This window comes from Tahibacter sp., from assembly GCF_032229445.1.
Taxonomy (GTDB): Bacteria; Pseudomonadota; Gammaproteobacteria; order Xanthomonadales; family Rhodanobacteraceae; genus Tahibacter.
On sequence record NZ_JAVTWC010000129.1, the window covers coordinates 1 to 26,302 of the forward strand.

Annotated in this window: 20 protein-coding genes; 13 read left to right on the forward strand and 7 right to left on the reverse strand. The window is 66.2% G+C overall.

The window, feature by feature from the left end:
* Positions 1 to 207: 207 nt before the first annotated feature.
* A complete protein-coding gene (tal, locus tag RUU78_RS24735) occupies positions 208 to 1,314 on the reverse strand; it encodes a transaldolase (RefSeq protein WP_313920512.1) in 1,107 nt (368 codons plus the stop codon).
* A gap of 336 nt (positions 1,315 to 1,650) precedes the next feature.
* Entirely contained in the window at positions 1,651 to 2,679 is a 1,029-nt protein-coding gene (gene gnd, locus RUU78_RS24740) for a phosphogluconate dehydrogenase (NAD(+)-dependent, decarboxylating) (protein ID WP_313920485.1), read from the reverse strand.
* Between the two features lie 747 nt (positions 2,680 to 3,426).
* Here gnd and RUU78_RS24745 point away from each other — a divergent pair.
* The 4 genes from RUU78_RS24745 (at position 3,427) to RUU78_RS24760 (ending at position 8,671) form a co-directional block, all read left to right on the forward strand.
* Complete coding sequence (locus tag RUU78_RS24745; RefSeq protein WP_313920514.1) at positions 3,427 to 5,922, forward strand: ligase-associated DNA damage response DEXH box helicase; 2,496 nt, start codon at positions 3,427 to 3,429, stop codon at positions 5,920 to 5,922.
* Positions 5,915 to 6,577 (forward strand): ligase-associated DNA damage response endonuclease PdeM, encoded by a 663-nt coding sequence (pdeM, locus tag RUU78_RS24750; protein WP_313920487.1) that lies wholly within the window; start codon positions 5,915 to 5,917, stop codon positions 6,575 to 6,577. The genes RUU78_RS24745 and pdeM overlap by 8 nt, the downstream gene beginning before the upstream one ends.
* A 274-nt stretch (positions 6,578 to 6,851) precedes the next feature.
* On the forward strand, positions 6,852 to 7,277 hold the full coding sequence (locus RUU78_RS24755; protein WP_313920488.1) for a hypothetical protein: 426 nt from the start codon (positions 6,852 to 6,854) through the stop codon (positions 7,275 to 7,277).
* Positions 7,278 to 8,011: 734 nt separating this feature from the next.
* The gene (locus RUU78_RS24760; protein WP_313920489.1) at positions 8,012 to 8,671 is read left to right on the forward strand and encodes a response regulator; all 660 of its coding nucleotides are present in this window, start codon (positions 8,012 to 8,014) and stop codon (positions 8,669 to 8,671) included.
* A gap of 372 nt (positions 8,672 to 9,043) precedes the next feature.
* Here RUU78_RS24760 and RUU78_RS24765 read toward each other — a convergent pair whose 3' ends face one another.
* Both RUU78_RS24765 and RUU78_RS24770 read right to left on the reverse strand, forming a co-directional pair.
* Entirely contained in the window at positions 9,044 to 10,999 is a 1,956-nt protein-coding gene (locus RUU78_RS24765) for a glycosyltransferase family 2 protein (RefSeq protein WP_313920490.1), read from the reverse strand.
* Positions 10,996 to 12,249 carry a hypothetical protein gene (locus RUU78_RS24770; protein WP_313920492.1) on the reverse strand — a complete coding sequence of 418 codons (1,254 nt, stop codon included), beginning with the start codon at positions 12,247 to 12,249 and terminating at the stop codon, positions 10,996 to 10,998. The genes RUU78_RS24765 and RUU78_RS24770 overlap by 4 nt, the downstream gene beginning before the upstream one ends.
* Positions 12,250 to 12,699: 450 nt before the next feature.
* On the opposite strand from RUU78_RS24770, the gene RUU78_RS24775 reads away from it, so the two are divergent.
* The 4 genes from RUU78_RS24775 (at position 12,700) to RUU78_RS24790 (ending at position 19,673) form a co-directional block, all read left to right on the forward strand.
* A complete protein-coding gene (locus RUU78_RS24775) occupies positions 12,700 to 13,650 on the forward strand; it encodes a DMT family transporter (protein ID WP_313920494.1) in 951 nt (316 codons plus the stop codon).
* 104 nt (positions 13,651 to 13,754) lie between these two features.
* Positions 13,755 to 13,889 (forward strand): hypothetical protein, encoded by a 135-nt coding sequence (locus tag RUU78_RS24780; RefSeq protein ID WP_313920495.1) that lies wholly within the window; start codon positions 13,755 to 13,757, stop codon positions 13,887 to 13,889.
* A gap of 196 nt (positions 13,890 to 14,085) precedes the next feature.
* Positions 14,086 to 15,471, forward strand: coding sequence for a toll/interleukin-1 receptor domain-containing protein (locus RUU78_RS24785; protein WP_313920496.1), 1,386 nt, complete (start codon positions 14,086 to 14,088; stop codon positions 15,469 to 15,471).
* An 8-nt stretch (positions 15,472 to 15,479) separates the two neighbouring features.
* Positions 15,480 to 19,673 (forward strand): WD40 repeat domain-containing protein, encoded by a 4,194-nt coding sequence (locus RUU78_RS24790; protein WP_313920498.1) that lies wholly within the window; start codon positions 15,480 to 15,482, stop codon positions 19,671 to 19,673.
* On the opposite strand, the gene RUU78_RS24795 is transcribed toward RUU78_RS24790, so the two are convergent.
* From RUU78_RS24795 to RUU78_RS24805, 3 genes are all read right to left on the reverse strand, one after another.
* Positions 19,615 to 19,911 (reverse strand): hypothetical protein, encoded by a 297-nt coding sequence (locus RUU78_RS24795; RefSeq protein ID WP_313920500.1) that lies wholly within the window; start codon positions 19,909 to 19,911, stop codon positions 19,615 to 19,617. The genes RUU78_RS24790 and RUU78_RS24795 overlap by 59 nt on opposite strands.
* On the reverse strand, positions 19,908 to 20,069 hold the full coding sequence (locus RUU78_RS24800) for a DUF3309 family protein (RefSeq protein ID WP_313920502.1): 162 nt from the start codon (positions 20,067 to 20,069) through the stop codon (positions 19,908 to 19,910). Before RUU78_RS24800 ends, RUU78_RS24795 begins: the two co-directional genes overlap by 4 nt.
* A gap of 114 nt (positions 20,070 to 20,183) precedes the next feature.
* Complete coding sequence (locus RUU78_RS24805) at positions 20,184 to 20,561, reverse strand: hypothetical protein (RefSeq protein ID WP_313920504.1); 378 nt, start codon at positions 20,559 to 20,561, stop codon at positions 20,184 to 20,186.
* Positions 20,562 to 20,919: 358 nt separating this feature from the next.
* Between RUU78_RS24805 and RUU78_RS24810 the strand changes: the two genes are divergently transcribed.
* The 5 genes from RUU78_RS24810 (at position 20,920) to galE (ending at position 26,142) form a co-directional block, all read left to right on the forward strand.
* Positions 20,920 to 22,032, forward strand: a complete 1,113-nt coding sequence (locus tag RUU78_RS24810; RefSeq protein WP_313920505.1) for an SDR family oxidoreductase — start codon at positions 20,920 to 20,922, stop codon at positions 22,030 to 22,032.
* A gap of 35 nt (positions 22,033 to 22,067) precedes the next feature.
* Entirely contained in the window at positions 22,068 to 22,481 is a 414-nt protein-coding gene (locus RUU78_RS24815; RefSeq protein WP_313920506.1) for a hypothetical protein, read from the forward strand.
* Between the two features lie 236 nt (positions 22,482 to 22,717).
* Positions 22,718 to 24,010, forward strand: coding sequence for a nucleotide sugar dehydrogenase (locus RUU78_RS24820; protein WP_313920507.1), 1,293 nt, complete (start codon positions 22,718 to 22,720; stop codon positions 24,008 to 24,010).
* A 121-nt stretch (positions 24,011 to 24,131) separates the two neighbouring features.
* A complete protein-coding gene (locus RUU78_RS24825; RefSeq protein WP_313920509.1) occupies positions 24,132 to 25,139 on the forward strand; it encodes an NAD-dependent epimerase in 1,008 nt (335 codons plus the stop codon).
* Complete coding sequence (gene galE, locus RUU78_RS24830; protein ID WP_313920511.1) at positions 25,129 to 26,142, forward strand: UDP-glucose 4-epimerase GalE; 1,014 nt, start codon at positions 25,129 to 25,131, stop codon at positions 26,140 to 26,142. Before RUU78_RS24825 ends, galE begins: the two co-directional genes overlap by 11 nt.
* Positions 26,143 to 26,302: the final 160 nt, after the last annotated feature.

The following is a 26,302-nucleotide window of genomic DNA, read 5'->3' on the forward strand; positions in this document are numbered from 1 at the left end:
CAGAACCTGCGGTTCTGAGCGATCACTCTTCGTCCGGCCCGTTGGGCGTTCAGAGCGATCAGAACCTGCGGTTCTGAGCGATCACTCTTCACCCCCTTGACTCAAGGGGGCTCCAGAGTCAAATGCAAATATCGACTTGATCAGAGGCTCCCTAACTGCAACGAAATTGCCGACAGTGCGTGCGTGTCGACTTGTCGTAGCCCAGGCTCATGCCGCCCCTGTCCTCGCCGCTGCCGACAACGGTGGCGAACTCTTTTGCTGGATCCGCGCCATCAATCCGCTCCACGATTCGCTAAACGCCTGCACGCCCTCGCGCTGCAGCCGGGCAGCGAGCGCCTTGTCGTCAACGCCTTCGCGCTTCAACGCGTCGAGTACGCGCTCTGCGGAACCGCCGTCGGCAGGCAAGACCGTGCCGACCTCGCCGTGGTCGGCGAAGGCGAGCAGGGTCTTTTCCGGCATCGTGTCGATCGTCCCCGCCGCCGCGAGCGCTTCGACGTAAAACGTGTCAGGTGCCGCCGGGTCTTTCGTACCGGTGCTGGCCCAGAGCAGGCGCTGCGGGCGCGCTCCCGCGGCAGCCAGGCGCTGCCACCGTTCGGATGCGATCAGAGTTCGATGGTCTGCGTAGGTTCTCATGGCAATCGCGACACCGAGGCGGTTGCGCAGCTTTGGCTGAACGCCCTCGTTCGCCGCGACGTCCCAGCGGCTGACGAAGATCGACGCGACCGATTCGACTTTTGGATCGAGCCCAACTTCGATGCGTCGCTCGATACCGCGCAGATACGCTTGCGCCGCTGCCAGGTACTGATCGCTCGAAAACAGCAAGGTGACGTTGACCGGCACGCCATCGAAGATCGACTGCTCGATGGCTGGAATACCTTCAGGCGTGCCGGGGATCTTGATGAAAAGGTTCGGTCGCGCAGCCTGCGCGTGCAGGCGAGCTGCCGCCTGGATCGTTCCGGTCGTGTCGTTCGCGAGCAGCGGCGAGACTTCCAGAGACACCCAGCCACCGCCGCCACTGCTGGCATCAAAGAGCGGCCGGAACAGATCCGCGGCTTGCGTCAGGTCTTGCAGCGCCAGTTCGAAAAAAATGTCCTCGCATGCCAGCCCTTGGGTCGCCAGCTTCTGGATCGCTTCGTCGTAAAGGGCACCGCTGCCGATCGCGTGTTCGAAGATCGTGGGGTTCGACGTCAGCCCCGTCACCGACAGCTCGGCGATATACCGCGCCAGGGTCCCGTTGTTGAGCATCAGGCGAGTGATGTTGTCGAGCCAGATGCGCTGCCCCAGGTCGTGCAGCTTGCGGGTGTTGGTGTTCATCACGTCTCCTGATCTGCGAACACGTTGCGAATGTCCGCAACCTGCAGGTCCCCGATACCTTCGCCGCGAAGGGGAAATCGATGAGAAACCCTGACATTTTCGGCAGACGCGGGTCAGTGTCCGGCCCGAGCTCGGCATCGAGTCGGTAGCGCTGCACTGCGCGTCGGTAGTCCGCATTGCCCGGGTCGCTGCCCAAGCCGTCGACGATCGCCCGGTAGCGGGCCGCATTGACGACGCCGAACTCACGTTCCAGGTGGCCGTGCAGATCGGCGATGACCCGGTCGTTGTCGAGCAGCGTGTCCACGCCGAGCGGAAACACGACTTCGTGTGGGAATGTCATCGCGCCGGCTTCTCCGCGTGGCCGCCGAACTCGTACCGCATGGCCGACAGCAGCCGGTTCGCGAAGTCGTCGTTGCCGCGAGAGGTGAAGCGCGCAAACAGCGCAGCGCTGAGAACCGGCACCGGCACCCCTTCGTCGATAGCCGCCTGGATCGTCCAGCGGCCTTCGCCCGAATCCGACACACGGCCATCGTAGTGCGCCAGTTCGGGATCCTTGATCAACGCAGTGGCGGTGAGGTCGAGCAGCCAGGACCCGATGACGCTGCCGCGGCGCCACAGCTCGGCGATCTCGGGCAGGTTCATCTCGAACCGATACAGCTCGGGGTCGCGCAGCGGCGTGGTTTCCGCATCGTGCCCGCTCTGCGCTTGCTGATCGCGCTGGCCCAGATTTGCGCTGCGCAGGATGTTCAACCCTTCCGCGTACGCCGCCATCACGCCGTATTCGATGCCGTTGTGGACCATCTTCACGAAGTGCCCTGCCCCGTGCGGACCACAGTGCAGGAAGCCTTCTTCCGCCGTACTTGTGCCGACCTTGCGCTCGGGAGTCCGCGTTGCAGCGTCGATCCCTGGCGACAGAGAAGAAAATATTGGCCGCAGATGCTCGACCACACCGCCTTCGCCGCCGATCATCAGGCAGTAGCCACGCTCCAGTCCGGCAACGCCACCGCTGGTTCCGACATCGAGGTAATGGATGCCTCTGGCCGCCAGTTCCGCGCCGCGGCGCAGGTCGTCGCGGTAGTACGAATTACCGCCATCGATGACGATGTCGCCAGCGTCCAGTAACGGCACCAGATCGCCAAGCGCCCGATCGACAACAGCCGCCGGAACCATCAGCCAGATCGCGCGAGGCTGGCCAAGCTGCGAAACCATATCCTTCAGTGATGCGGTTCCCGTCGCACCGTCTTTGACGAGATCGGCTACAGCAGACGATTGCACGTCGTGAACGATGCACGCGTGCCCTTCCCTGAGCAAACGCCGCACCATGCCTGCGCCCATCCGGCCCAATCCGATCATGCCGAGTTGCATTCAGCCTCCCCTTCGATGCGTGATCAGGACGGATGAGTCGTGACGATGTCCGTGCTGGGAAAATCGCAATTCGCCATTCCTGGCGGCATCGCCCTGAGAGTTTGGCTGCCATAGGCGTGCGAAGCCGAACAGGATTCGAGCAAGTCATGGAGAATCCAGGTTTGACTGTGCGTTCGCTCCAGGCCGCATGTCTGTGCGCTAGCAGACGCAGAAATGGCTGAGTCCCCGACAGGGACAGGCTGCTTTCATTTTCGACGCTTGTGTTGCAAACGGTCTGGAAGTACAGATGCTCGATCGGTCGTGCGGTACGCGACGCCCCGACGTCGCAGGTTTCGAAGTCCTCACGCTCGCAGACGCGCTCTATCGCCGCTGGCTGACGAGGTCTCCGGCCGTCTTGCGCGGGTTCTGCTGGATGGTGGCAAGCTCGTCTTTGCCGCGCATGTGCAGCGTGGACAAGCGCCGGATGAGCATTTCTGCCGCAGAACATCTTTCGATACCAGACCCACGGAAATCGCGGACAGGCCGCACGTTCCTAGCTCGCCACCCAGATTTCCTGCACTTGTCGTTGGCAGAAGGCAAAGGCTACTTTTCGATCGAACCATGCCGAGTCGGGGCTGGGAGACGGTGGGTCGTCCAGCTGCCTGTGATCGAATTTTTCCCTTGTGTTGGCTCAACCTCCTGATGGCGCGCAGAAAGACAAGCGATCGTGGACCCGTGGCGCGCGAAACGACAACCGATGCCGCACTGATGGCGGCGATCGGCACGGCGCGCAAGCCATCGCGCCGTACCGCCGCGGTGGACGCCGCCGAGTCCGTGCTGCTCGACTGGTTCGCACAGCAGGGCTGGCAGGCGTTCCCGTTCCAGCGCGAAGTCTGGCAGCGCTGGCGCGCCGGCGAATCCGGCCTGCTGCATACGCCGACCGGCAGCGGCAAGACGCTCGCTGCCTTCGGTGGCGCGCTGCTCGATGGCCTCGCCGGCAGCGCGCCGCCGTCGCCACGCCTGCAGCTGATCTGGATCACACCGCTGCGCGCGCTGGCGGCCGACACCGTGCGCGCGCTGCGTGTGCCGGTCGAGGCACTCGGGCTGGGCTGGCAGATCGCGCAACGCACCGGCGATGCGAGCGCGAAGGACAAGCGGCTGGCCCGCGCCGGCCGTGTCGACGTGCTCGTGACCACACCGGAATCGCTGGCGCTGCTGCTGTCGTATGCCGACACCGCAGAGTCGTTGCGCGGCCTGCGCGGCGTCGTGGTCGACGAATGGCACGAACTGCTCGGCAACAAGCGCGGCACGCTGCTGCAGCTCGGCCTCGCGCGCCTGCGCCGGCTCGCGCCGGGCCTGCGTACCTGGGGCCTGTCGGCGACCCTCGGCAATCTCGACGAGGCGCGCGACGTGCTGCTGTCCGGCGCGCCTATCAGCAATGAAGCACCCCACGGCGCCCTCGTCGGCGGTCTCGCGCCGCGCCCGCTTACGCTGGAAACGCTGCTGCCGCCGGCGCACGAACGTTTCGCCTGGGCCGGGCATCGGGGCCTGGCCCATCTCGCGCGCGTGACACAGCGCGTGTTCGAGGCCGGCACCAGTCTGCTGTTCACCAACACGCGACTGCAGGCAGAGCTCTGGCACGCAGCGCTTGCCGCCGTCTGGCCCGAAGCACCGGATACGCTCGCGCTGCATCACGGCTCGCTCGCCCCGGCACTGCGCCAGGCCGCCGAGCAGGGCCTGCGAGAACGGCGCCTGCGCGGCGTCGTCGCGACCAGCAGCCTGGATCTCGGCGTCGACTTTCCCGCAGTCGACCAGGTGCTGCAGCTCGGCAGTCCCAAGGGTCTTGCGCGACTGCTGCAGCGCGCCGGACGTGCGCGGCACTGGCCCGGCGAAGCGGCCTCGATCACCTGCATTCCCACGCATGCGCTGGAACTGCTCGAATACGCCGCAGCGCGGCACGCGCTCGCGCAAGGCCGCGTCGAGGCGCGGCCGCCGCCGCGGCTCGCGCTGGACGTGCTTGCGCAGCATTGCGTCAGCATCGCGCTCGGCGGCGGTTTCGATGCGGACGCGCTGTACGCCGAGGTACGCGAGACGCACGCCTATGCCGAGCTGACATCCGATGACTGGCAGGCCGTGCTCGATTTCATCGTGCGCGGCGGCAGCGCGCTGGAAAGCTATCCCGATTTCCGCCGCGTGCAGCGCGGCGCGGACGGCCTCTATCGCGTGGAGGACCGGCGCATCGCGTATCGCCATCGCCTGAGCATCGGCACGATCACGAGCGACGGCATGGTCGCGGTGAAGTTCCTGCGCGGCGCGACGCTGGGCGCGGTCGAGGAAGCCTTCGTCGGCCAGCTGCGCCGCGGCGACGTGTTCCAGTTTGCCGGCCGCAGCCTTAGCCTCGTGCGATTCGAAGACATGACGGCCTATGTGCGCATCGCCCGCTCGCGCGACGGCGTCAACCCGACCTGGCGCGGCGGACGCCTGCCGCTGTCGAACGAACTCGGCCGCGAGGTCGAAGCCCTGTTGGCGCGCGGCGACGATTCGCCCGAATGGCAGGCGCTGCAGCCGCTGCTTCACCTGCAGCAACGGCTGTCCGCGCTGCCCGGGCCACAGCACCTGTTGGCCGAAAGCCTGCTCAGCCGGCAAGGCCGGCATCTGTTTCTGTATCCGTTCGCGGGCCGCCGCGTGCACGACGGTCTTGCCGCGCTGCTGGCGCTGCGCCTGGCGCGCCGCGCGCCGAACAGTTTCACCTACGCGGCCAACGACTACGGACTCATCCTCACCGGCGCGAACGACTTCGCGCTCGAGGCCGCCGCGCTGAACGCGCTGCTGACGCCGGAGGGACTCGACGTCGACCTGGCCGAGGCGGTGAATCTGTCCGAACTCGCGCGGCGCCAGTTTCGCGAGATCGCGCGCATCGCCGGCCTGCTGCCGCCGTCACTGCCCGGCCGCGCGCCGCGCTCGCTGCGCCAGCTGCAGGCGTCCAGCGGCATGATCTACGACGTGCTGCGCCGCTACGATCCGCAGCATCTGCTGCTCGCGCTGGCCGAGCGCGAGGTGCGCTCGCGCCAGCTCGACGTCGCCGGGCTCGCCGCCACGCTGGCCGACCTTGCCGCGCGACCGCTGGCGCTGCACGCGCCACCGTCGCTGACGCCGCTGTCGTTTCCGCTGTGGGCCGAGAGTTTCCGTGGCCACCTGAGCAACGAGGACTGGAACACACGCATCGCCCGCGCCGCGGCGCAACTGGAAAAGAAACATGGCTGACCGAGTCGCGATCGGCTTCGCTGGCGAAACGCTACAGCTGCTACCCGATCGCGCGGTGTACTGGCCGACGCAGCGCAGCCTGCTGATCGCTGATCTGCACCTGGGCAAGGGCGACATCTTTCGCGACGCCGGGCTGGCCGTGCCGAGCGGCGGCACCCAGCACGACCTGCAGCGCATAGAGCGGCTGCTGCACGCGCACGCGCCACTCACGTTGTACGTGCTTGGCGACCTGCTGCACGGCGACGACCGCGGCGCGCACTGGCGCGCGCACTGGCAGGCCTGGCGCGAGGCGCATGCCGCGCTGCGCATCGTCGTGATCGCGGGCAACCACGACCACCGCCTCGCGGTTGCGGGACTGGCGCTCGAAGTCGTCGGCACGGCGCTGCGGCTGGGGCCGCTGCTATTGAGTCACGAACCACTGGCGAGCGACGGGGTTATTTGTGGACATCTGCACCCGGTCGTGCGCCTGCCGCGCGTACCCGGCCGGCAGCCGGCCTTCGTCCTATCGCCAATGCAGTTGATCCTGCCCGCGTTCTCGCGCTTCACCGGCGGGCACGAATGGACGGCGCAACCCGAGCAGCAGCTGTTCGTCTGCACCGGTGACCAGGTGATCGCGCTACCGCCGGGGACGCCGCGGGAACGTTCCCGGCGCTGAGTCTTCCCGTTCGGCGCGAAGAGTCATGCTGCCTCACCGACTGAGTCTCGCCGCCGGCACAGAAAGGCGGATGAGTGCGCTATGTCCCAATTTTTACGCCGTCCGGGCATTCCCCCTGCCCAGCGATCCCCATGCTGGTTTCGTGATGCGCACCCGAACCCTTCAGCCCGGGTGGTTCCCTGGAAAGCGCATGTGGCGCTGCTGTCTCCCCTCTCGCGGCCGCCAGCCATATACGTATTCGCACGAATTGTTGGCTCCCGCAGCAGTTCATAGCATGCCTGCGTCCCTCGACAGCACCGCTTCTCCGCCGATGGGAACTGAATTGCCGCCGCCCAACCGGGGGACTTCGATGCGTCACCTGCTATTTTTCCGATCACTGCATTTGGCCACTTTTCTCCTGGCAGCATGCAGCCTCGTCGGTATGCCCATGGCGGCACGGGCTCAGCAGGGCGGCGTCAGGGTCGGCATTACGTTGAACGGCGAGTCAGTGGAAGTCATCAGGGCTTGGCGGCGCGCGAAAGGCCTGGATCCGCCCGATGCCGAAGCCGACCGCCGCTTTGCCGAGCTCGTCATGCGAGCGCGTGCAAAGCACGCAACTCGCATCGATCCGCCGCGCGAGGCGATCCTCACGAACAGCCTGGTTGCGTCAACGCCACCGATACCGCAATTGCTTGCATCGGGGACGGCCGAACGACCTTGATGGATCGCGCCACGACTGGCGCGCCATGCCTCCTGCGGCCAGGTACGCCGGCAGGTGGCATCGCTACCGAGCTAGCCGCATGGGCGCCCGTGAGTGATTGCGGTGGCCTATCGCTTCAAGCCGCCATCACGGCGCTGCTGGCGAGAGGCGAACACGCGCTTGCGCACCCGCGCATCCTCTCGACTGCCATAGGCCGCCATGGTCAATGGCGTCAGCAATGGAATCGACCTCGCCGGCGTCAGCAATGGAATCGACCTCGCCGTCTCGAGCAGCGGGGCGAATTGCCTTTGTCCACGTGACGTACATCCGCGCCACGCCGGAGCCGTTCTGGTCCGCACTGACCGACGACTCGGCATGCATGAAGTCTTAGTGGTTCGGCGTGCACTGCGAGAACCAATGGAAGGCCTTGCTGGAGACCCGATCCATCGCCTTGCAGGACGCCTGCCCCCATCAGCTGGCTGACGCTCCGGTGTTGTCGACGAGCGATGCCTGACACGGATCGAGCAACCGCTCGTGGGCATCGCGAACTCCGGCAGCGCGCTGGAAAAAGGATACATGCCGGGTTCGTGACATACTGCAGTGCGCGCTTCATCGTGAAGTAAGTCTCTGCGTACGAGCGCCCGGCGTGACCTACGAACGCCTGGCGCGATCGTGGCCGCGGCGACCCGACGCATCGTGGCGATGGGGCAAGCGAACATTGTCGACTTTGGGGTCTCGTAGACGGGGGATGCCGAATGCGGATCGATATTCCAGCCGGCGGTCGCCGCCATCTCGCCGATGCGGTTTTGCCGGTCGTGATCGTGGTGGACGACGAAGCCGCGATGCGTGCCGCGTTGAAACGCGTGCTGCGAGCGGCCGGCTTCGCCGTGGAGTGCTATGCCTCGGGCAAGGAATTTTTCGCCCAAGCCAAGCTGGACCGGCCCGGTTGCGTGATCCTCGATGTGGGCATGCCGGAAATGAATGGCCTGGAGGTCCAGACCCGCCTCAATCTCGGAGGGGCTCGAATTCCCGTGGTTTTCCTCACCGGGTCGGCGGATATCCCGATCGCGGTGGCCGCGATGCGCGAGGGTGCTGCGGATTTCATTGAGAAGCCCTTCGACAATGAATTGTTAGTCGCGCGCGTGCGCGCGGTGATCGAGCGCGATCGACCGCGGCTGAGCGCCGAAGAACAACGCCAGGAAGTGTTGAGCCGTATCCGGTCGCTCACGCAGCGCGAACACGCCGTCATGGACCTGGTCGTCGCCGGCAAGACCAGCAAGGAAATAGCGCGCAGCCTGGGTTGCAGCCATCGCACCGTCGAAATCCATCGCAGCCGTGCGATGGCGAAAATGCTGGCGACGACGCTGGCAGATCTGGTGCGAATGCGCTTGTCGGCGGGCAGCCAACCCTCTTGACAGGCATTGGCCGCGCCGTCCGGCCGCTTCCGCCGTGCGGCCTTGCCAGAGCCCCACGTTGAAAAACCGGCAAAAAAGTAAATGCTGCGCAGTCGTACGGATCACGTCGTGAGGAGTGGAGGCCGAGCATGGCTTCACGCACCGCATGTTCGCCAAGTCGCTACCGTCACGTTCTGATGACAGCCTATCGCGCCAGGGTTGGCCAGGTCGTTTTCGGCCCGGCAATCCAGTTGTGCACCATCGCTGGCGCGCACCTGGCGTTGCTGACTTAACTCAGGAAGACCACACCATCCCCACCCGACCCAACGGGCTGGTGGGTTCGGCGGGGATGGTGTCATGCCTCGCCGTTGACGCAATAACCACCGACCACCGTCAGTCCAGCATCCGCAACGCCCCCGCCACCGCTTCGTGATTGTGCCTCTCCATTTCCGCCAGGACTCGCGCCAGCCGCCCATCTCCAAACAGGCGCGCATGCTCGGCCTCATAGTTCGCCAGCACGGCCGCGGCGGTATCGAGCAGATCCTCGTACGTAGCCCAGATCACGAACGCGTGGTAAGGCAGTTCCTCGCGCAGCGGCACGTCCTCGCTGACCACGATCATGCCGCTTTGCAGTGCCGGCAGGATGCGCAGTTCCTCGGCGGTGTGATGGTCGGCGGTCTGGTGCACGTTGAGCAGCACGCGGCTGCTGCGATACAGGCGTTCGAGGCTCGCCGTGTCGAAGATGCCGTCGACCTGGCGCAGGCTCGAACCGCGACGGCGCGCTTGGGCGAGCAGCGCGGCGCGACGCGCTTCACGGCGGTTGCCGAACAGGCAGATCAGCGGCAATGGACGGTCTTCGCGCAGGAAATGCGGCGCATGCAGCAGCGGCGCGATGACGACCAGCCGGGCCAGCAATGCCCCATGCGCACCGCCGCGTTCGATGTTGATCCGGTTCGCGCGGCTGTAGTCGATGATCAGGTCCTGCCGCTCCAGCTGCGCCAGTCGCGCGATGCGCACCAGGTAATGTCCGCTGCCGTCCGCAAGCGCGATCGCACCGGCCGGCGCATCCGCGCTGTCGCGGCCGCCGGGACGCACGAGCGTGTGTTCCCACTGCATGCCGATGCGGCGCACCGCGGCGCCGCGCGGTGCATCGCCATCGCTGTCGCCGAACACGAGCCACAGCGGGCGGGATTCGACGCGTAGCCGTTCGCGCAGCAGCGCGACGCAATAGCGCAGGTATTCGGCGATGAACGTGGGCGGCTCGGCGGGATGGACGAGCCACGCGGCGCCGATCTGCTCGTGGTGATACGCGGCCCGCCGCGGCGGCACGCCGCGGCGCAGCAGGTCCAGGCGATGGATCAGACGGCGTTGCACGAGCCAGAATCGCGTCGCGATCGCGCGTCGCGGCCGCGCGCGCTCCGGCGCGACGACTTTGCCGCGGCGGCCGCGCAGCGCATCGCTCAGGCCGCGCAGCACGTAAGCCGCGCGCCGCGGACGCAGTACCGCCAACGCGAGCGCGCGCAGCAGCTTCTTCAGCGCGATCAGTCCGGCCGTCGCCCGGTCCGTGTGGCGCCGCGCCAACACGATCTCGTTGCGTGCGTGGTAGTAGGCGATCGCATCGGAAACGCCGCGCGCCGTTGTGCTGCCGCCGCCCGCATGCCAGACGCGCGCCTGGGGCACCAGCCAGCAGGCCACGCCCCGCGCGCGCAGCCGATAGCAATAGTCGATCTCCTCGCAGTAGAGGAACCAGGCCGGATCGAGCCAGCCGTGCGTGTCGATCAGGCGCAACGGCAACAGCAGACAGCTGCCGGCGACCGCACCAACGCGCCGCGGCGGCGCCGTCGCCCAGGATGCGTCGTAGATCACGCGGCGGTCGCGCCGGAACGGTCGCGGCCTGCCGGCGGCATCAAGGTACTTGTGCGGGAAGTTCAGCTGCTGGCGGCCTTCAACGGTCGGACACAGCGGCGCGCCACCATAGATCGCATCGCCGTGCGCTTGCCACGCATCGATCAGACGCTGCAGCGCGCCCCTTTCCGGTTCCGCGTCGCTGTTGAGCAGCCAGAGTGCCGCGGCGTTCCAGGTCCGCGCTTGCGCCAGGGCCAGCGCATGACCCTCGGCAAACCCGCGGTTTTCCGTCGCGCGCAACAGAGTGATGTCGGGCCAGGCGGCGCGGATCTGCGCAACGCTGTCGTCTTCCGATGCGTTGTCGACGACGACGAGGCGCAGCACCGGGTAGTCGCAGGCGGCCAGCGCGCGCAGGCAGCGCAGCGTCAGCGCCGGCGTATTCCAGTTCAGCACGGACACGACGACGAGCGGCGGCAAGGCGAGCGGCGGCACGACCGTCGTCATGCGGCGTCGGCCTCGCGTCGGCGCAGGATCAGCGGCACGACGGCCAGCTGTGCGAGTGCACAGGCGAGCCAGGCCAGGCCGCCGGCATGGGCACCGAGCGTTGTGGTCGCCGCAGCCAGTACGAGCAACTGCGCGAGTAGCGCGACCGCATTGATGCGCGTCAGCAGCCGGTAGCGGCGCTGGCCCAGCAGCAGCGCACCGAACGGCGCGTAGGCGGCGAGCAGCGCGACGGCGGGCAGCATGAGACCCAGCAGCGGCGCGATCGCCGCAGCTGCGGCAGCATCGTGCAGCCACAGCCGCACGAACGGCTCCGGCGCGAGCGACAGCAGTACGCTGGGCAGTGCGACCAGCAGCAGCGACGCCCTGAGCATGGTCCACAGCCAGGGCTGCCACGGATCGGCCGTGGCCAGGCGCGGCAGGAAACTGCGCAACAGCGGCTGCTGCAGTTGCAACAACGACAGCACGACCGTGCTCGCGAGGAAATAGCGGCCGTAGTCGGCAGCCGGCAGATACAGCGACAGGACGATCCGGTCGATCTGCCCGCCAATCAGCCCCAATCCGGCCGCTGCGGCATAGGCAGCGACATCGATGCCGCCCGTCGCCGCGACCGCGGCGGACAGCGGGACGGCCGGTGAGGCGCGCAGCAGCGCGCGCCGGTTCAGCACGAACTCCGCCGCACCGATGACGGCGAACGGCAGCAGGTAGGCCAGCGCGTCGGCGCGCCAGAACACCAGCACGGCCAGCGCGGCCGCGTGCTTGATCAGCAACGCCGCGGCCAGACGCAGGTTCGCACGGCGCTGCTGCAGCACGCCGTTCCAGTAGCCGACCGCGGCGTTGTTGCAGAACTGGAACAGGAACTGCACCAGGACCAGGCGCAGCGGCCACAGCGGCGCGTCCGCAGGCAATACGCCGAACAGTGGCAAGACCAGAAGCACAAGCTGACCGGCGGCGAAAACGCCCAGCGCGATCGCGCCGTAAAGCCGGAGGTACCGGCGGTAGACCGCGACTTGACGTCCCTGTGCCGCCGCCGCAGCGACATCGCGCAACAACGGCGGAGAGAGCGCGGCATCGGCCGCGAACAGCAGCCCCTGCAAGGTCATGCACAACGCAACCCCGCCCCACTCCGCAGCACCGAGGAGCCGCACGTACACGGGCAGCAACAGCAGCGTTATCAGCGCGTTGAGGGTCAGGCCGGCGTAGCTGCCGGCCAGCTCCCAGCGCAGACGGACGCGGGCGATCGGCGCGCTCATGCCAGCGCCGGGCCGCAGATGTCAGTTCCTTTGTCCACTATTTTCATATTTACTTCCGTGCACGGCACGCCGGCCCACGCAAGCCGCGTCCCGCCGCACATGCTAATGCAGTAGCTCCGTACGGTGGTCGTAATCATCGGGCAGGCCGCGAAACCGTGCGCTACCTACCCATCCGCGGCCGTATGTCGCCGGCAGCGGGGCTCCGCCGACGGTGCCCGCCAGTGGCGTGGGCCAGCGCGCCGTGGGCCATCCGCCATGCCCTGTTAACCGCGCTGCACGGACTGACGCGCTCCGACGGCCCGCTCGGCCGCCTTGAAAACTGGATCCTATAAAGTATTCACTTCTGGAGCTGCTTTAGATCCAGTTGCCTCGCTACGCTGGGTCAGTCCGATGTCGCCATGCCAACTCCGGGAGCGACTCGCATCACGGCCCACGTACAGGAGAAAGCCAATGAAACCATCCGACGCATTCAGCCTTGTCCTGCTCGGCGCACTCTGGGGCGCGTCCTACCTGTTCATGCAGATCGGTGGCGGCGAGTTCGAGGCGTGGGCGCTGGGCGGGCTGCGCGCGCTCGCCGCCAGCCTGTGCCTGCTGCCGCTGCTGCTGGTCGGCAGCCGCTGGCGCGAGCTCGCAACGCACTGGAAGCCGATCGCGATCGCGGGGCTTGCCGGCGCGGCCGCACCCTATGTGCTGTTCGCCTTCGCGACCCAGCACATCAGTACCGGCCTGACCGCGACGATGAGCGCGGCGACCCCGCTCTACGCCGCCGCCATCGCCGGGGTCTGGCTGCGCGAGCGACTCAGCGGACCGCGCCTGGCCGGCCTGCTGCTCGGCATCGCTGGCGTGGCCTGGCTGGTCTGGGACCGCATAGCGATCGCGTCAGGCGCCGGTCCGGCCGCACTGGCCATCGCCGCGGCACTGGCGGCGACGCTGGGCTATGGGTTCTCCGGAAATTTCAGCAAACGCTATTTATCCACAGTATCACCGCTGGTCATCACCGCTGGCGGCCAGGCCTTCTCCGCGCTTGCGCTGGCCGTGCCGACGGCGCTCGCGTGGCCAGCCGCCCTGCCCTCGTCGCGCGCCTGGCTCGCCTTCGCCGCGCTCGCGCTGGGCTGTACCGCGCTGGCCTACCTGCTGTTCTTCCGCCTCATCGCACGCATCGGCGCGGCGCGCACGTTCAGCGTGTCGTTCCTGATCCCGCTGTTCGGCGTGTTGTGGGGCTGGCTGTTCCTGCACGAATCGATCAGCCGCGGCATGGTATCCGGCTGCGCCATCATCCTCTGCGGCACGGCGCTGAACATGGGACTCGGCGACAGCGCGCTGGCCTGGTTGCGCCGGCGGCGCGCGGCGGCATCGATCCGCCCCAGCGGAGCTGTCACGGAAAATGGTGCAACGGCCTAAAATGCATTTCCGTCCGCCGCGCCGGCAAAGCGCCTGTGGGTGCCGTTTCGCGATGGCATGCAACCTGCTGCGCACTCCGATCCGCCCCTGCAACGGCTGCGCCCATGCTCGTCCATCTCAGCTTCCACATTTGTCCACAACTGCATAGCGGTACCTGGACCATCCTCGGCGGTGATCTGCTGCTCGCCACCCATACCAGCTGCTCCGATGCGATCGACGACGCGCTCTACATCGCATAGAGCGGCTGGCTCGATACCGGTATCACGACCGACGTCGCCCTGGTCGACCCGGACGGGCAGATCTGCCTGTGGCGGGCGTATGGCGTGCGGCTCCATTGAGTTCCGGCGTCAAACGCTGCGGCTGAGAGATCGGGTCTCTGGCGAGCACTTGGTAGCAAAGCGTACATTGCGTGCGCAGAGCCACAGGGGATGCGACGTGCCAGCCGCTTTCGACGATCCGGATTGGGAACGCCTTCTCGATCGGATCGAGAACCGCTATGTACTGCCGGTCATCGGTCCCGCACTGGTGACGGCCGAGGTCGACGGCGTTGCCGTGCCGTTGCTGCGCCATTTCGCAGGCCCGCTGGCCGCGCGGCTGGGATTGGCGACGGACCCGCCGCTGCCGTCCATACTCGCCGTCGCGCGCGAGCACCTGCGCAACGGCGGTCGCCGCGATGATCTCTACGCCGCGCTGCGCACGCTGTTGAAGGCGCTGACGACGCCGAGTCCCGGCCTCGCGGCGTTGGCCCGCATCACCGATTTCGAGATCCTGATCAGCAGCACGCCCGACCTGCTACTGGCCCAGGCGCTCGCCGACGCGCAGCCCCACCTCGAACGGCGGCAACAGGAGTTCTATTTCCATCCGAGCGGCCGCTCCTCGCCGCACCCGCACCCCAACAGCGAGAAGGCCAAGCCGAACTGCGACCTGCCGACCGAATTCAGCGGTGCGCTGGTCTACCAGGTCATGGGGTCGCTGCAGTCGACCGACTTCGCGATCTGGGAAGAAGACTACATGGAATTCGTCTGCGGCCTGATCGAGCAGCGCGGCACGCTGGACCGCCTGTTCAGGCGTCTGCAGGGCAGTGACCTGCTGCTGATCGGCGCGCCGTCGGAGGACTGGATCGTGCGCTTCTTCCTGCGTGCTGCGCGCGGAAAGCGCCTATCGGAAGACTCGCACAACTCACGCTATTACCTCGCCGACCGGCGCGGCGACCTGCCCGAGCCGATGACGTTCTTCTTCGAGACCGAAACGCGGCTGACGCGGATCATCGACGGCGACCCGGTGCATTTCGCGCTCGAACTCGCCGAGCGCTGGCGACGCCGCCAGCGTCCGGGCGACGACGTCGATTTCTTCGCACGGATGCCGCAGCGCTGTCCCGCCGGCGCGGTGTTCCTGAGCTACGGCCGCGAGGACCGCGGCGCCGTCGAACGCATAGGACGCGAGCTGATGCGCGCCAATGTGCCGGTCTGGCTCGACACGCGTGAACTGCAGTTCGGCGATGATTTCGATCGCGCGCTGGAATCGCAGATCAAGCAGAACTGCAGCTTCTTCGTCGCGATCGTCTCCGCGGCAACCGAAGACACCGCGAACGCCGGTCGTTACCTGCACAAGGAACGCCATTGGGCCGCAAGTCGTCAGGTCGACGGCTACGTCTTCTACCTGCAGATCTTCGTCGATCTGCCGCTCGGCCACGTCGCGCGGCAGGAGCCCGGCAACATCCTCACCGTGCAACGCGCTGCGCTTGCAGACGCTCCGGCGTTCGCCGACCGCCTGCGGTTGTTCGTCGAAGAAAACCGCAAGTCCGGCCGACCGCGCGCCTGAGGCTGCCCATGAGCGAATCGAGTCCCGACGTATCGCCGCAACGCCCCTGGCTGGGGCTTCGCTCCTACACAACCGCGACCCAGGCGTACTTCTACGGCCGCGACCGCCAGATCCGTGAGCTCTACGAACGTGTCCAGCTGAATCCGCTGACCGTGCTCTACGGTCGCTCCGGGCTCGGCAAGACCTCGCTGCTGCAGGCAGGGTTGGTTCCGCGGCTAACCGTCGAAGGCCGCCGTGCCGTAATGGTCCGACTGAACATCGCGCAAGACGCGCCGCCGCTGATCGACCAGGTCCGCGCGGCACTCGCGGCACAAGCCGCGATCGAGGCGGGAAGCCGCACGCTGTGGGAACTTGCGCATGAAGCGGCCGCGCGCGAACTCGTCGAACTCGTGCGTCCCGTGCTTGTACTCGACCAGTTCGAAGAAATCTTCACGCTCGACCGGCGCAAGAGCGAAAAGGACCGGCGCCACGAACTCGCCGCGTTCATGGCGGAACTTGCCGCGTTCGTCGAAAACCGGCCACCGGCCGAACTCGCGGGCTCAGCACGCTCAGCCGGATTCGATCCGCGCGAAAGCGCGCTGCGCGTCGTCATCGCGCTGCGCGAGGACTACCTACACGAACTCGAACGCTGGAAGAAGCCGCTGCCTTCGCTCATGCGCAATCGCATGGAACTGCTCGAGCTGGACGGACCCAGCGCACTGCACGCGGTCGTCGGCCCCGGCACCAAGCACACGCCCGCGCTTGTCGACGTTATCGTTGCGGCAGACATCGTGCGCTTCGTCGCGCGGCGAGACGGCGATACCGACCTTGCCGACATCGAAGCCGTCCCTCCGCTGCTGAGTCTGCTCTGCGCCGAGCTCAACGAATCGCGGATCCGCGACGAGGAAGCGATGATCACGCGCGACCGCGTCAGCCTGCAGGGCCACGACATCCTCCAGCGCTTCTACGAACGCTGCTTCGACGGCATGCCGGCGCAGGCGCGCGATGTGGTCGAAGACCTGCTCGTCGACAGCGGCGGCCGCTACCGCGAATCCTCGACGCGCGACACCGTCGTCAGCGAACTGGAACAACAGGGCGTCGTCGACGCATCCGGCGTGCTCGACACCTTGATCGAACGGCGCCTGCTGACCGCCGAACAGCGCGATTCGACACAGCGCATCGAACTGACGCACGACCTGCTCGTGCCGCTCGCCGCAGCGTCGCGCGCACTCGCCGATCGCCGGCGCGAGCAGGCTGCAGCCCAGCTTCGCGCCGATGAAGAACGACGCAATCGGCTGAGCAGATTGAAGGGCTACGTCGCCACGGTCACGGCTCTGTTGCTCGTCTTTGCCTGCGCCGCGGCCCTATACGCCTACCTAGAAGGGCGCAAAGCCAGCAATGCCCACGCGGAAGCACAATCGGCAAAGGCGAAAGTCGAGCAGACGCTAACCGAGGCGGCGCAGCGCGCGTTCGGACGCTATCAGGAACGCATTGACGACACGTCTGATCCGGCTCGCTACGCCTATCTCGCCGAATCGCTGGGGTATCGCGAACCGGACGACGCCCGTGCTGCCGCGTTGATCGCGCTGCAACAGATGGATGCCCGCATCCCCGGCACTCAGTTCGCCGCTGCCACAACCGAACCGGTCGATGCCGCCTTCAGCGCTGACGGGTCACTGCTGCTCAGCCATTCGACGCATGGCCCCGCGATTCTGTGGGAAGTGACGACAGGGCGAAAGATACGGGAGATGGAGGCGCACGCTTTCAGAGGCCAGATTCAGTTGAGTGCCGACGGTACTCGGCTGGCGCACGTCGATATGAAAGGCGGCATTCATGTCGCCAACCTCTCGGCGCCGGACCGCGATGCGGCGACACTGTCGTACGATCCGCCAGCGACGGCCGTCGCGTTCAGCGCAGACGGAACAAGCCTGCTCGCCGTGTCGAACAGCAGTGTCCGCGTCTGGAACCTGCGTGACGGCACATCGAAACCGATGGCAATACCGGCGAGGTCCGAGATCCGGACAGCCCAGTTCAGCAACGACGCGAGCCACGTGCTGACGGTCGATGCCGGCGGCAATGTCACGTTGTTTGAGGCCTCCTCCGGCAACATCGTAGCAGGGCTGGCCACAGACTCGGCCATCGAATCCGCGAGCTTGAGCCCGGACCAAAATCATGTGATTGTGACGGAGGCGGAAGGCGGCGTATCGCTCTGGGCAATGACGCCAAAGAAACGGGCCTGGCAGATTAAAGTACCGTGGCTGCGTTCTGCCGGGTTCAGTCCCGACGGCTCGCGCGTCGCTATCGAGCACGTGACGGGACGGGTCGACCTCTACAACACGATGGCGGGCCGCGAGTTCGCCATGACAACGGCACGGGTTCCGCGGACGCTGACGTTTCCCGACCACGATCGTGCTGGCCGGACGTATGTAATCCACCCAGCCTTCAGTCCAGACGGTTTGCTCGTGGCCGGTATCCTCGATGGAAAGCCATCGCTGCGTCTGACGGAGCAAGGAACTACGCTCAGCACGTTCTCCGAAGGCAGCAATGCGATCTATTTCCGTTTTCTACCGCACGGAACGCACGTTCTTGGAATCGACTCGAACGGGCTGATGTCAATAGTCGATATTCGGACACGCGCACCACAATGCGATGTGTCCCGTTACGACCAAGTCATTGACGCGATCGACGAACTCGAGGACGGAAGCCTGTCGCTACGCAGTGCCGATACGATCCATCGCAGCAACGCCACGCGCAACGAGTGGATAAAGTGGCATGCGGGGGCAGCAGAAGCCGCTTTCCAACTGGATGAAGAAAGTAAGCCCGTGCCGCTGGGCACGCTGCTCGCCAACCGCCGCCATCGCGAGTTCGGAGCACTCGTGGCTTACGGCGGGCTGGCGACGGCGCGGCTCGCGTTGGCGACGTCAGCAAACGAAGTCAGGCTTTATGACGCCGTAAGCGGGCAGCCAATCGGAAAACCGATCCGCTTCGACGGACCGGTCGCCGACATCCGGCTGAATCAAAACGGAAAACGATTACTCGTCACACGCCTTGATGTCCCGCGCAAACGCATTGTTTTCGATCTTTGGCAGATCAACGTGGAAACCTCGTCATTGCAGATTCTCAGCAGTGAAATGGACAGTGGTTCGTCGACCGTTTTAGCCGTCGATTCCGCAGCAGGACGCTTTGCAACCTACGACGAAGCAAAAAACGTCCGAGTCTGGAGTTTCGACGCCTTCGGCGATCAACCAGACATGACGACGGAGCTTGGTCCCATCGAGACGATCGCATTCAGCCGGGACGGGACGCGCGTCGCGGCGCTGACGTTAACCGACGAGCTGGTCGTGATGCGCATTCGCGATGCGACTGTATTGTTTCGCAGAGACGTAGTTTCGTCATCCAGTCGGCTCGCGTTCTCGCCAGAGGGGCGCCGACTGGTAGTTGCGACCCAGGCATACACGAGCGTATTCGACGCAGACACCGGCGACCCGGTATTTTCCGCTCTGCCGGGAGCGACCAAAACCGCACCGCTCGCCTTCTCGAAGAATGGAACGCTCGCCGCGCTCAGCCGTGACGAGGACGGCATAAGCATCGTTTCGATGGAAACCGGCGCCACACTCTCCTCCAGACTTCCGACCAACGCCCGGGTACGCGCTGTCCATTTCGCGCGCGATCGGCGCAGCATCATGATTGCACTCGACGATGCCACGGTACGTACCTGCAACTTGCGGACGGATACGCCCGTGACACCGGCACAACTTCAAGACGCTCTGCAGCAGCTGGGCGGTAGGCTCGTCGGCAGCGACGGGCGCATCCGCCCAGCGGAGCGAAAAGACCTGCTTTCGATGTTCAGGAAGCGTGGCCCGCAGACCCAGTATGAACACCTTCTACGCTGGCACTACGGCGAAGAACCACGCACGACCCGGCCATTTTCAAGAGTGCTGATGCGCAGTCATCTCGACGAGGAAATTGCGCGCCTGATGAGTCCTGACTTCCGGGGATCGAACCGTGAGGAACAGCTATTCGCGCTTTACCTGATTGATCCGACGCATCCCGAAATTCTCAATGCACTGAGCTTGTATACGCAACGAAGCGAACTGATCAAGCGTTTTTCAGCACTTACGGCACAGCGCCGGAAACAAATCACACACACATCCGGCCCTGGTTTTACTCCAGCGGCCGCAGCTTCGGCACCGGCGGCGCATCCACCGGCAACGGTTCGTTAGCTTTCGGCCGGTGTCCCTTGCGCGGCTCGAGTGGATCGTTCATGTGACCGGGGTCGACATTCTCGTCCTCCCGATCCGGCGTCGAATGCGCCCTCAGAGGCGCATTCGATTCGCTCGTTGTTCCGGTGCCCGAACGACTGCCGGCGTATGCATCCTTGACGAGCGCCTTGGCCACCGCGTCAATGCGTCCGTTGGCAAGACAGAATTCGAGCATGGACGCTTCGCCGGCACCGCTCACCGCAGGTATCCGCCGAATACGAGCACCGCAACGATGACGAGCACGACCACGAGTCCGCCGCCGGGCGCGTAGCCCCAGTTGCGGCTGTGGGGCCAGGTCGGCAGTGCGCCGATGATGAGCAAAACCAGCACGATCAGCAGCAGGGTCGACAGCGTCATTACGTTCTCCTTGTCAGATGTATCGGATCAACGGGTATCGGGGTTTTCTGGCTTGCTCGGTAGTCACCGGCGCTGGTATCGCCGGGCGGTGAAGCGGCTGCTGTGGCGTTCGCCTCAATGCTTGTCGTGGCGTCCGGACCAGTGCGCGTTCCATTCGTCGCGGGAAATGGTGCCGTCGCCGTCGCGGTCGATCTTGCTGAAGTCCATGCCCTGGGCTTCGTCGGCGCCGAGCTCGTTCTTGCTGAGCTTGCCGTCCTTGTTCTGGTCGAGCTGTTCGAATGATTTCGTGGACGTTTCACCGCGCTTGTCTTCGGCCAGCGGCTCCACGGACTTGCGCGCGGGCTCGGGGCGCTGTTCCGGGTTCTGTTCTGCGTGGTCCTGCTCCACGCGTGAGGAATCCACGGGCTGCGGCCTTTCGCCCTGCAGGGCGGCTTGCCCGTAGCTCGTGCCGATCAGCATCACGGCAGCGATGGCGGGAATCATGCGCTTCATCGGAATCTCCGGGTTCTGCGGGTGCACTGCACTACGCAGAAACCGTGCCGACCGTTGCGTTCGCTGCCGTGGCTGCACCCCGCAGCGATGCAGTGCGCCGAATACGCGGCAAACCGCGCCAGATCAGCGGCTTTTCGCGTGTCATGGCATCGACCGTGCCGGCAGCGCGCGACAACAAGCGCGCCGCGCAGCGAGGCGACTCGCTCAGCCTGCAAGGGGGTGCGACAGCGTGCGCTCAACTTGCACGAGTGCACGGTGCATTCTCCACTTGCCATGGGCTGCTATCGGGAACACCGGTCCTTCGCGCCCTGGCACCGCTCTTGCGTCGGGCTGCACCGTCCCTCACAGGAGCCAACCCATGCCCAGCAAGACCACGGCGCGCAAGCCTGCCGCCAAGGGCCGCGCAAAAGCCACCGACCAGACCGCGGGCACGCCTGCCCGGACGCCCATCGCCACACCTGCGGCCGACGCGAAAGCCAAGGCACAGGCCAACGACACCGTGCAGCGCCAGCGCCGTATCCAGGACGAAGTCGCCGTTGCCGAGCGGAAGCAACCGAAGGAAAGCAAGCCATCCAAGGACAGCGAAGAAAAGAAACCCGCAATGCAGGCCGGTGCGCGCGAGCAACCGGAAAACCCGCTGCCCGAGCAGCATCTGCGCAAGCCTGGCTACGAGCATGAACTCGATCCGCAGCCGCGCTTTCTCGCGCCACATTATCTCGGTAGCGAAAAGCTCAAGGGCATGGCTGCGATCGTCACCGGCGGCGACTCGGGCATCGGCCGCGCCGTGGCGGTGCTGTTCGCGCGCGAAGGCGCCGACGTGGCCGTGCTGTATCTCAACGAACATGAAGACGCCGGTGTGACCCAGCGCTATGTGGAAGCCGAAGGCCAGCGCTGCCTCACCATCGCTGGCGACGTGCGCGATGCGGCGTTCTGCAATGACGCGGTCAAGCGCGTTGCCGACACCTTCGGGCGGCTCGACGTACTCGTCAACAACGCCGCCTTCCAGCAGCACTGCGACAACCTCGAGGACCTCAGCGACACGCATCTGCAGGAAACCCTGCAGACCAACATCGCCGGCTATTTCCACATGGCGCGCGCGGCGCTGCCCTACCTGCGCGCAGGCGCATCGATCATCAACTCCGGTTCGGAGACCGGCATCTTCGGCAGCAAGGCGCTGCTCGACTATTCCGCGACCAAGGGCGCGATCCATGCGTTCACCCGGTCGCTGGCGAGCAACCTCGTCGAGCGTGGGATTCGCGTCAATGCCGTCGCGCCGGGACCTGTATGGACACCGCTGAATCCGGCCGACCGCAAAGGCGAAGAGGTCGCGAAGTTCGGCGCGGACAGCGCGATGGGACGGCCGGCACAGCCCGAGGAGCTGTCGCCAGCCTACGTCTTTCTGGCCTCGCCGGTTTGCTCCAGCTACATCAGCGGCGCGATCCTGCCGGTCATGGGCGGCCCGCGCGGCTGAGTACACGAACGCGTCCGAAGACTGAGGAGACCACCATGCCCCGCGGCGACAAATCCGCCTATTCCGGCAAACAGAAGCGCAAAGCCGAACATATCGAGGAAAGCTACGAGGAACGCGGTGTATCGAAGGAGGAAGCCGAGCGGCGCGCCTGGGCCACGGTGAACAAGCAGGACGGCGGCGCGAAGCCAGGCCCCAAAGCCAAGCATCCGCGACGCGCGGCGACGAAGAAGACTGCCGCAAAAGAGTCCAGCGGCGCCGGGAAGTCCGCGGCGCGCAAGACGACCGCCAGAAAATCGACGACGCGCCAGTCGCCGACGAGCACGGCTGCCGCGAGGAAGACCGTCGACAGGAAGTCCACGGCGCGCACCAGCCCTCGCAAGGCGACGAAGACGTCTACCGTGCGCAAGTCCGCGCGGAAATCGACGACAAGCCGCTCCGACGCCGGCTGATCGGCCCCCTTCACTGGCCGCGTCGCCGAACACAAGGCGACGCGGCCGTGCGCAGCAGCCGCTGTCCACGCCGGGCAGCACCAAGCCGGGCGGCCCGGAATGCCCGACAGCCGATCCCACTCGTTTCTCACTTCTCTACCCTGTTTTCTGCGCCGCCTTCATCCGGGAAGCCGCTCACGTTTATACGCAGCACCATTGCGCAGTAGACTGCGGCCCTTTCCGCGACCGGGGCGTCCATGAATTCAGCAGCGCTGGGCAGCATCGACGAGGCTCGCATCGGCATCATCGGTCTCGGCTACGTCGGCCTTCCGCTGGCGGTGGAATTCGGCCGCCAGCTGCCGACGCTGGGGTTCGACATCGACACGCAGCGCATCGCCGCCCTCGCCGCCGGCCATGACCACACGCGCGAAGTCAGCGTGCAGGAACTGGAGAGCGCGACCGAACTGCGCTGCAGCGCCGATCCGGCCAGCCTGCGCGCCTGCAACGTCTTCATCGTGACCGTGCCGACGCCGATCGACGCCTCGAAACGGCCGGACTTCGCCCCACTGCTCAGTGCCAGCCGCAGCGTCGGCCAGGCGCTGTCGCGAGGTGCGGTCGTCATCTTCGAATCGACCGTCTACCCGGGAGCGACCGAAGAGATCTGCGTACCGGTCATCGAGCGCGAATCGGGCCTTGTATACAACGTTGATTTTTTTGCCGGCTACAGTCCCGAGCGCGTCAACCCCGGCGACAAGACGCACCGCCTGCCCGATATCGTCAAGGTGACGTCCGGATCGACGCCCGCCGCGGCCGAATTCGTCGATGCGCTGTACCGGCGCATCATCCGCGCCGGCACCTATCGGGCCTCGAGCATGCGCGTGGCCGAGGCGGCCAAGGTCATCGAGAACACCCAGCGCGACCTCAACATCGCGCTGATCAACGAACTCGCGCAGATCTTCAGCAAGCTTGGCATCGACACCACCGAAGTGCTCGAGGCGGCCGGTACCAAGTGGAATTTCCTGCCGTTCAGGCCCGGCCTCGTCGGCGGCCACTGCATCGGCGTGGATCCGTATTACCTCACGCACAAGGCGCAGGAAATCGGCTATCACCCGGACGTGATCCTGGCCGGCCGGCGCATCAACGACGGCATGGGCGCGCATGTGGCGCAGCGCGTGGTGCGGCTGATGACGCGCCGGCGCATCCATGTCGTCGACGCGCGTGTGCTCGTGCTCGGCCTCACGTTCAAGGAAAACTGTCCCGACCTGCGCAACACGCGCGTGGTCGACGTGATCGAGGAACTGCGCGGCTACGGCATGCACGTCGACGTCCACGATCCCTGGGGCGATCCCGCCGAGGCGCAGGCCGAATACGGCATCGCGCTGCTCCCGACCTTGCCCGCCGCGCACTACGACGCGATCGTGCTCGCGGTCGCGCATCGCGAATTCAAACAAATGGGGGCGGCGCAGATCCGCGCTGCCGGCAAGCCCGGCGCCGTGCTGTTCGACGTCAAGAACCTGCTGCCGCGCGAGGACGTGGACGAGCGGCTGTAGCTCGCGGCAGCGTACCGGCGGCAATCCCAAGGGCTATCATGCGGCGCTCGGCACTGGCGCGGCCACGATTCGCCATGAGACCGGAATTGCGTTGGTCAACAAAGGATCAGGGGACGACTTCATGCGTGTTCTTATCACGGGAGCCGCCGGATTCATCGGCTCCGCCCTGGCCCATCGCCTGCTCGACCGCGGCGATGAGGTGCTCGGATACGACAACCTCAACGACTACTACGATGTCACGCTCAAGCAGGCGCGCCTCGACCGCCTGCTCGTGCGCGAGGGTTTCCGCTTCATCAAGGGCGACCTCGAAGACCGCGAGGCGCTGGAAGCCGCCTTCGACGACTTCCGCCCTGTCCGTGTCGTCAACCTCGCCGCCCAGGCCGGCGTGCGCTATTCGCTGGAAAACCCGCGCGCCTACATCGACGCGAACGTGGTCGGCTTCCTCAATATCCTCGAGGCCTGCCGCCATCGCGCGATCGAACACCTCGTATACGCCTCGTCCAGTTCGGTCTACGGCGCCAACCGCAAGCTGCCATTCGCGGTCGAGGACAACGTCGATCATCCGGTCAGCCTGTACGCGGCGAGCAAGAAGACCAACGAGCTGATGGCGCATACCTACAGCCACCTGTTCCAGCTGCCGACCACGGGCCTGCGCTTCTTTACGGTCTACGGTCCCTGGGGCCGGCCCGACATGGCGCTGTTCCTGTTCACGCGCAAGATCCTCGCCGGCGAACCCATCGACGTGTTCAATTTCGGCAACCACTCGCGCGACTTCACCTACGTCGACGACATCGTCGAAGGCGTGATCCGCACGCTCGACCGCATTCCCGGGCCGGACGAGACCTTCGATCCGCTGGCGCCGACGCCGGCCAGCAGCCACGCGCCCTACCGCGTCTACAACATCGGCAATCACCGGCCGGTGCAACTGTCGCGCTATATCGAGCTGGTCGAGCAGGCCACCGGCAAGACCGCGCTCAAGCGCCTGCTGCCGCTGCAGCCGGGCGACGTGCCGGACACCGCGGCCGACGTCAGCGCGCTGATGCGCGATACCGGCTACAGCCCGGACACGCCGGTCGAGGTCGGCGTCGAGCGCTTCGTGCAGTGGTATCGCGAGTTCTATGCGGTCTGATCCGACGCGCAGCAGCGCCGGCGCAGTGCTCGTCACCGGCGGCGCCGGCTATATCGGCAGCCACGTCGTCGCACAACTCGTCGATGCGGGCGAGGACGTGGTCACGCTGGACGACCTCAGCAGCGGGTTCCGCGACGCGGTCATCGGCGGGACCTTCGTGCACGGCGACATAGGCGATCGCGCGCTGGTCACGGCCCTGCTGCAGCGGCACCGCATCGGCTCCGTGCTGCACTTCGCCGCGCGCACCGTCGTGTCGGAGTCCATGCGCGACCCGATCGGCTACTACGCCAACAACACGGCGGCCACCTGCCAGCTGCTCGCGGCCTGCACGCAGGCCGGCATCGGACAGTTCGTGTTCTCGTCCTCGGCCGCGGTCTATGGCGTGCCCGACGGCGGGCGTGCCAGCGAAAGCGCGCCGACCGTGCCGATCAATCCCTACGGCAGTTCCAAGCTCATGAGCGAATGGATGCTGCGCGACCTGGCCGCGGTATCGCCGCTGCGCTACGTCGCGCTGCGCTATTTCAACGTGGCCGGCTGCGATGCCCAGGGCCGCATCGGCCAGTCCACGCAGACGCCGACGCTGCTCATGAAGGTCGCCGCCGAAGCAGCCTGCGGCGTGCGTCCGCATGTCGCCATCTTCGGCACCGACTTCCCCACGCCCGACGGCACCGGCGTGCGCGACTACGTCCACGTCGAGGACCTCGCCGCCGCGCATGTCGCCGCACTGAAGTACCTGCGCGACGGCGGGGCGCCGGTGACGTTGAACGTCGGCTACGGCCGCGGCTACAGCGTGCGCGAGGTGCTGGCCGCGGTCGAGCGCGCGCATGGCCGGCCGGTGCCGTGCCGGGAACAGCCACGGCGCCCCGGCGATCCGCCGGAACTCGTCGCCGACTGCACGCGCATCCGCGAGGTGCTGGACTGGGCGCCGCAGCGGCACGATCTGGACCTCATGGCCCGCAGCACACTGGAGTGGGAACGCCGGCTCGCGGCACGCCGCGGCTGAAGCGGCACGACGCTCGCGCACCCGGCGCGGCAGCCCGGAAAATCCGGCCTGGATCACCAACGAGAGAACCTATGAAAAAGGCGGAATCTGGCTTTGGATTATGGAGCCCCCTTGAGTCAAGGGGGTGAAGAGTGATCGCTCAGAACCGCAGGTTCTGATC

Excerpts from the sequence above, each read along its gene's own strand:
- tal (WP_313920512.1), bottom strand. The coding sequence starts at position 1,314 with ATGAACACCAACACCCGCAAGCTGCACGACCTGGGGCAGCGCATCTGG.
- gnd (WP_313920485.1), bottom strand. The coding sequence starts at position 2,679 with ATGCAACTCGGCATGATCGGATTGGGCCGGATGGGCGCAGGCATGGTG.
- RUU78_RS24745 (WP_313920514.1), top strand. The coding sequence starts at position 3,427 with ATGGCGGCGATCGGCACGGCGCGCAAGCCATCGCGCCGTACCGCCGCG.
- pdeM (WP_313920487.1), top strand. The coding sequence starts at position 5,915 with ATGGCTGACCGAGTCGCGATCGGCTTCGCTGGCGAAACGCTACAGCTG.
- RUU78_RS24755 (WP_313920488.1), top strand. The coding sequence starts at position 6,852 with ATGCCTGCGTCCCTCGACAGCACCGCTTCTCCGCCGATGGGAACTGAA.
- RUU78_RS24760 (WP_313920489.1), top strand. The coding sequence starts at position 8,012 with ATGCGGATCGATATTCCAGCCGGCGGTCGCCGCCATCTCGCCGATGCG.
- RUU78_RS24765 (WP_313920490.1), bottom strand. The coding sequence starts at position 10,999 with ATGACGACGGTCGTGCCGCCGCTCGCCTTGCCGCCGCTCGTCGTCGTG.
- RUU78_RS24770 (WP_313920492.1), bottom strand. The coding sequence starts at position 12,249 with ATGAGCGCGCCGATCGCCCGCGTCCGTCTGCGCTGGGAGCTGGCCGGC.
- RUU78_RS24775 (WP_313920494.1), top strand. The coding sequence starts at position 12,700 with ATGAAACCATCCGACGCATTCAGCCTTGTCCTGCTCGGCGCACTCTGG.
- RUU78_RS24780 (WP_313920495.1), top strand. The coding sequence starts at position 13,755 with ATGCTCGTCCATCTCAGCTTCCACATTTGTCCACAACTGCATAGCGGT.
- RUU78_RS24790 (WP_313920498.1), top strand. The coding sequence starts at position 15,480 with ATGAGCGAATCGAGTCCCGACGTATCGCCGCAACGCCCCTGGCTGGGG.
- RUU78_RS24800 (WP_313920502.1), bottom strand. The coding sequence starts at position 20,069 with ATGACGCTGTCGACCCTGCTGCTGATCGTGCTGGTTTTGCTCATCATC.
- RUU78_RS24805 (WP_313920504.1), bottom strand. The coding sequence starts at position 20,561 with ATGAAGCGCATGATTCCCGCCATCGCTGCCGTGATGCTGATCGGCACG.
- RUU78_RS24810 (WP_313920505.1), top strand. The coding sequence starts at position 20,920 with ATGCCCAGCAAGACCACGGCGCGCAAGCCTGCCGCCAAGGGCCGCGCA.
- RUU78_RS24815 (WP_313920506.1), top strand. The coding sequence starts at position 22,068 with ATGCCCCGCGGCGACAAATCCGCCTATTCCGGCAAACAGAAGCGCAAA.
- RUU78_RS24820 (WP_313920507.1), top strand. The coding sequence starts at position 22,718 with ATGAATTCAGCAGCGCTGGGCAGCATCGACGAGGCTCGCATCGGCATC.
- RUU78_RS24825 (WP_313920509.1), top strand. The coding sequence starts at position 24,132 with ATGCGTGTTCTTATCACGGGAGCCGCCGGATTCATCGGCTCCGCCCTG.
- galE (WP_313920511.1), top strand. The coding sequence starts at position 25,129 with ATGCGGTCTGATCCGACGCGCAGCAGCGCCGGCGCAGTGCTCGTCACC.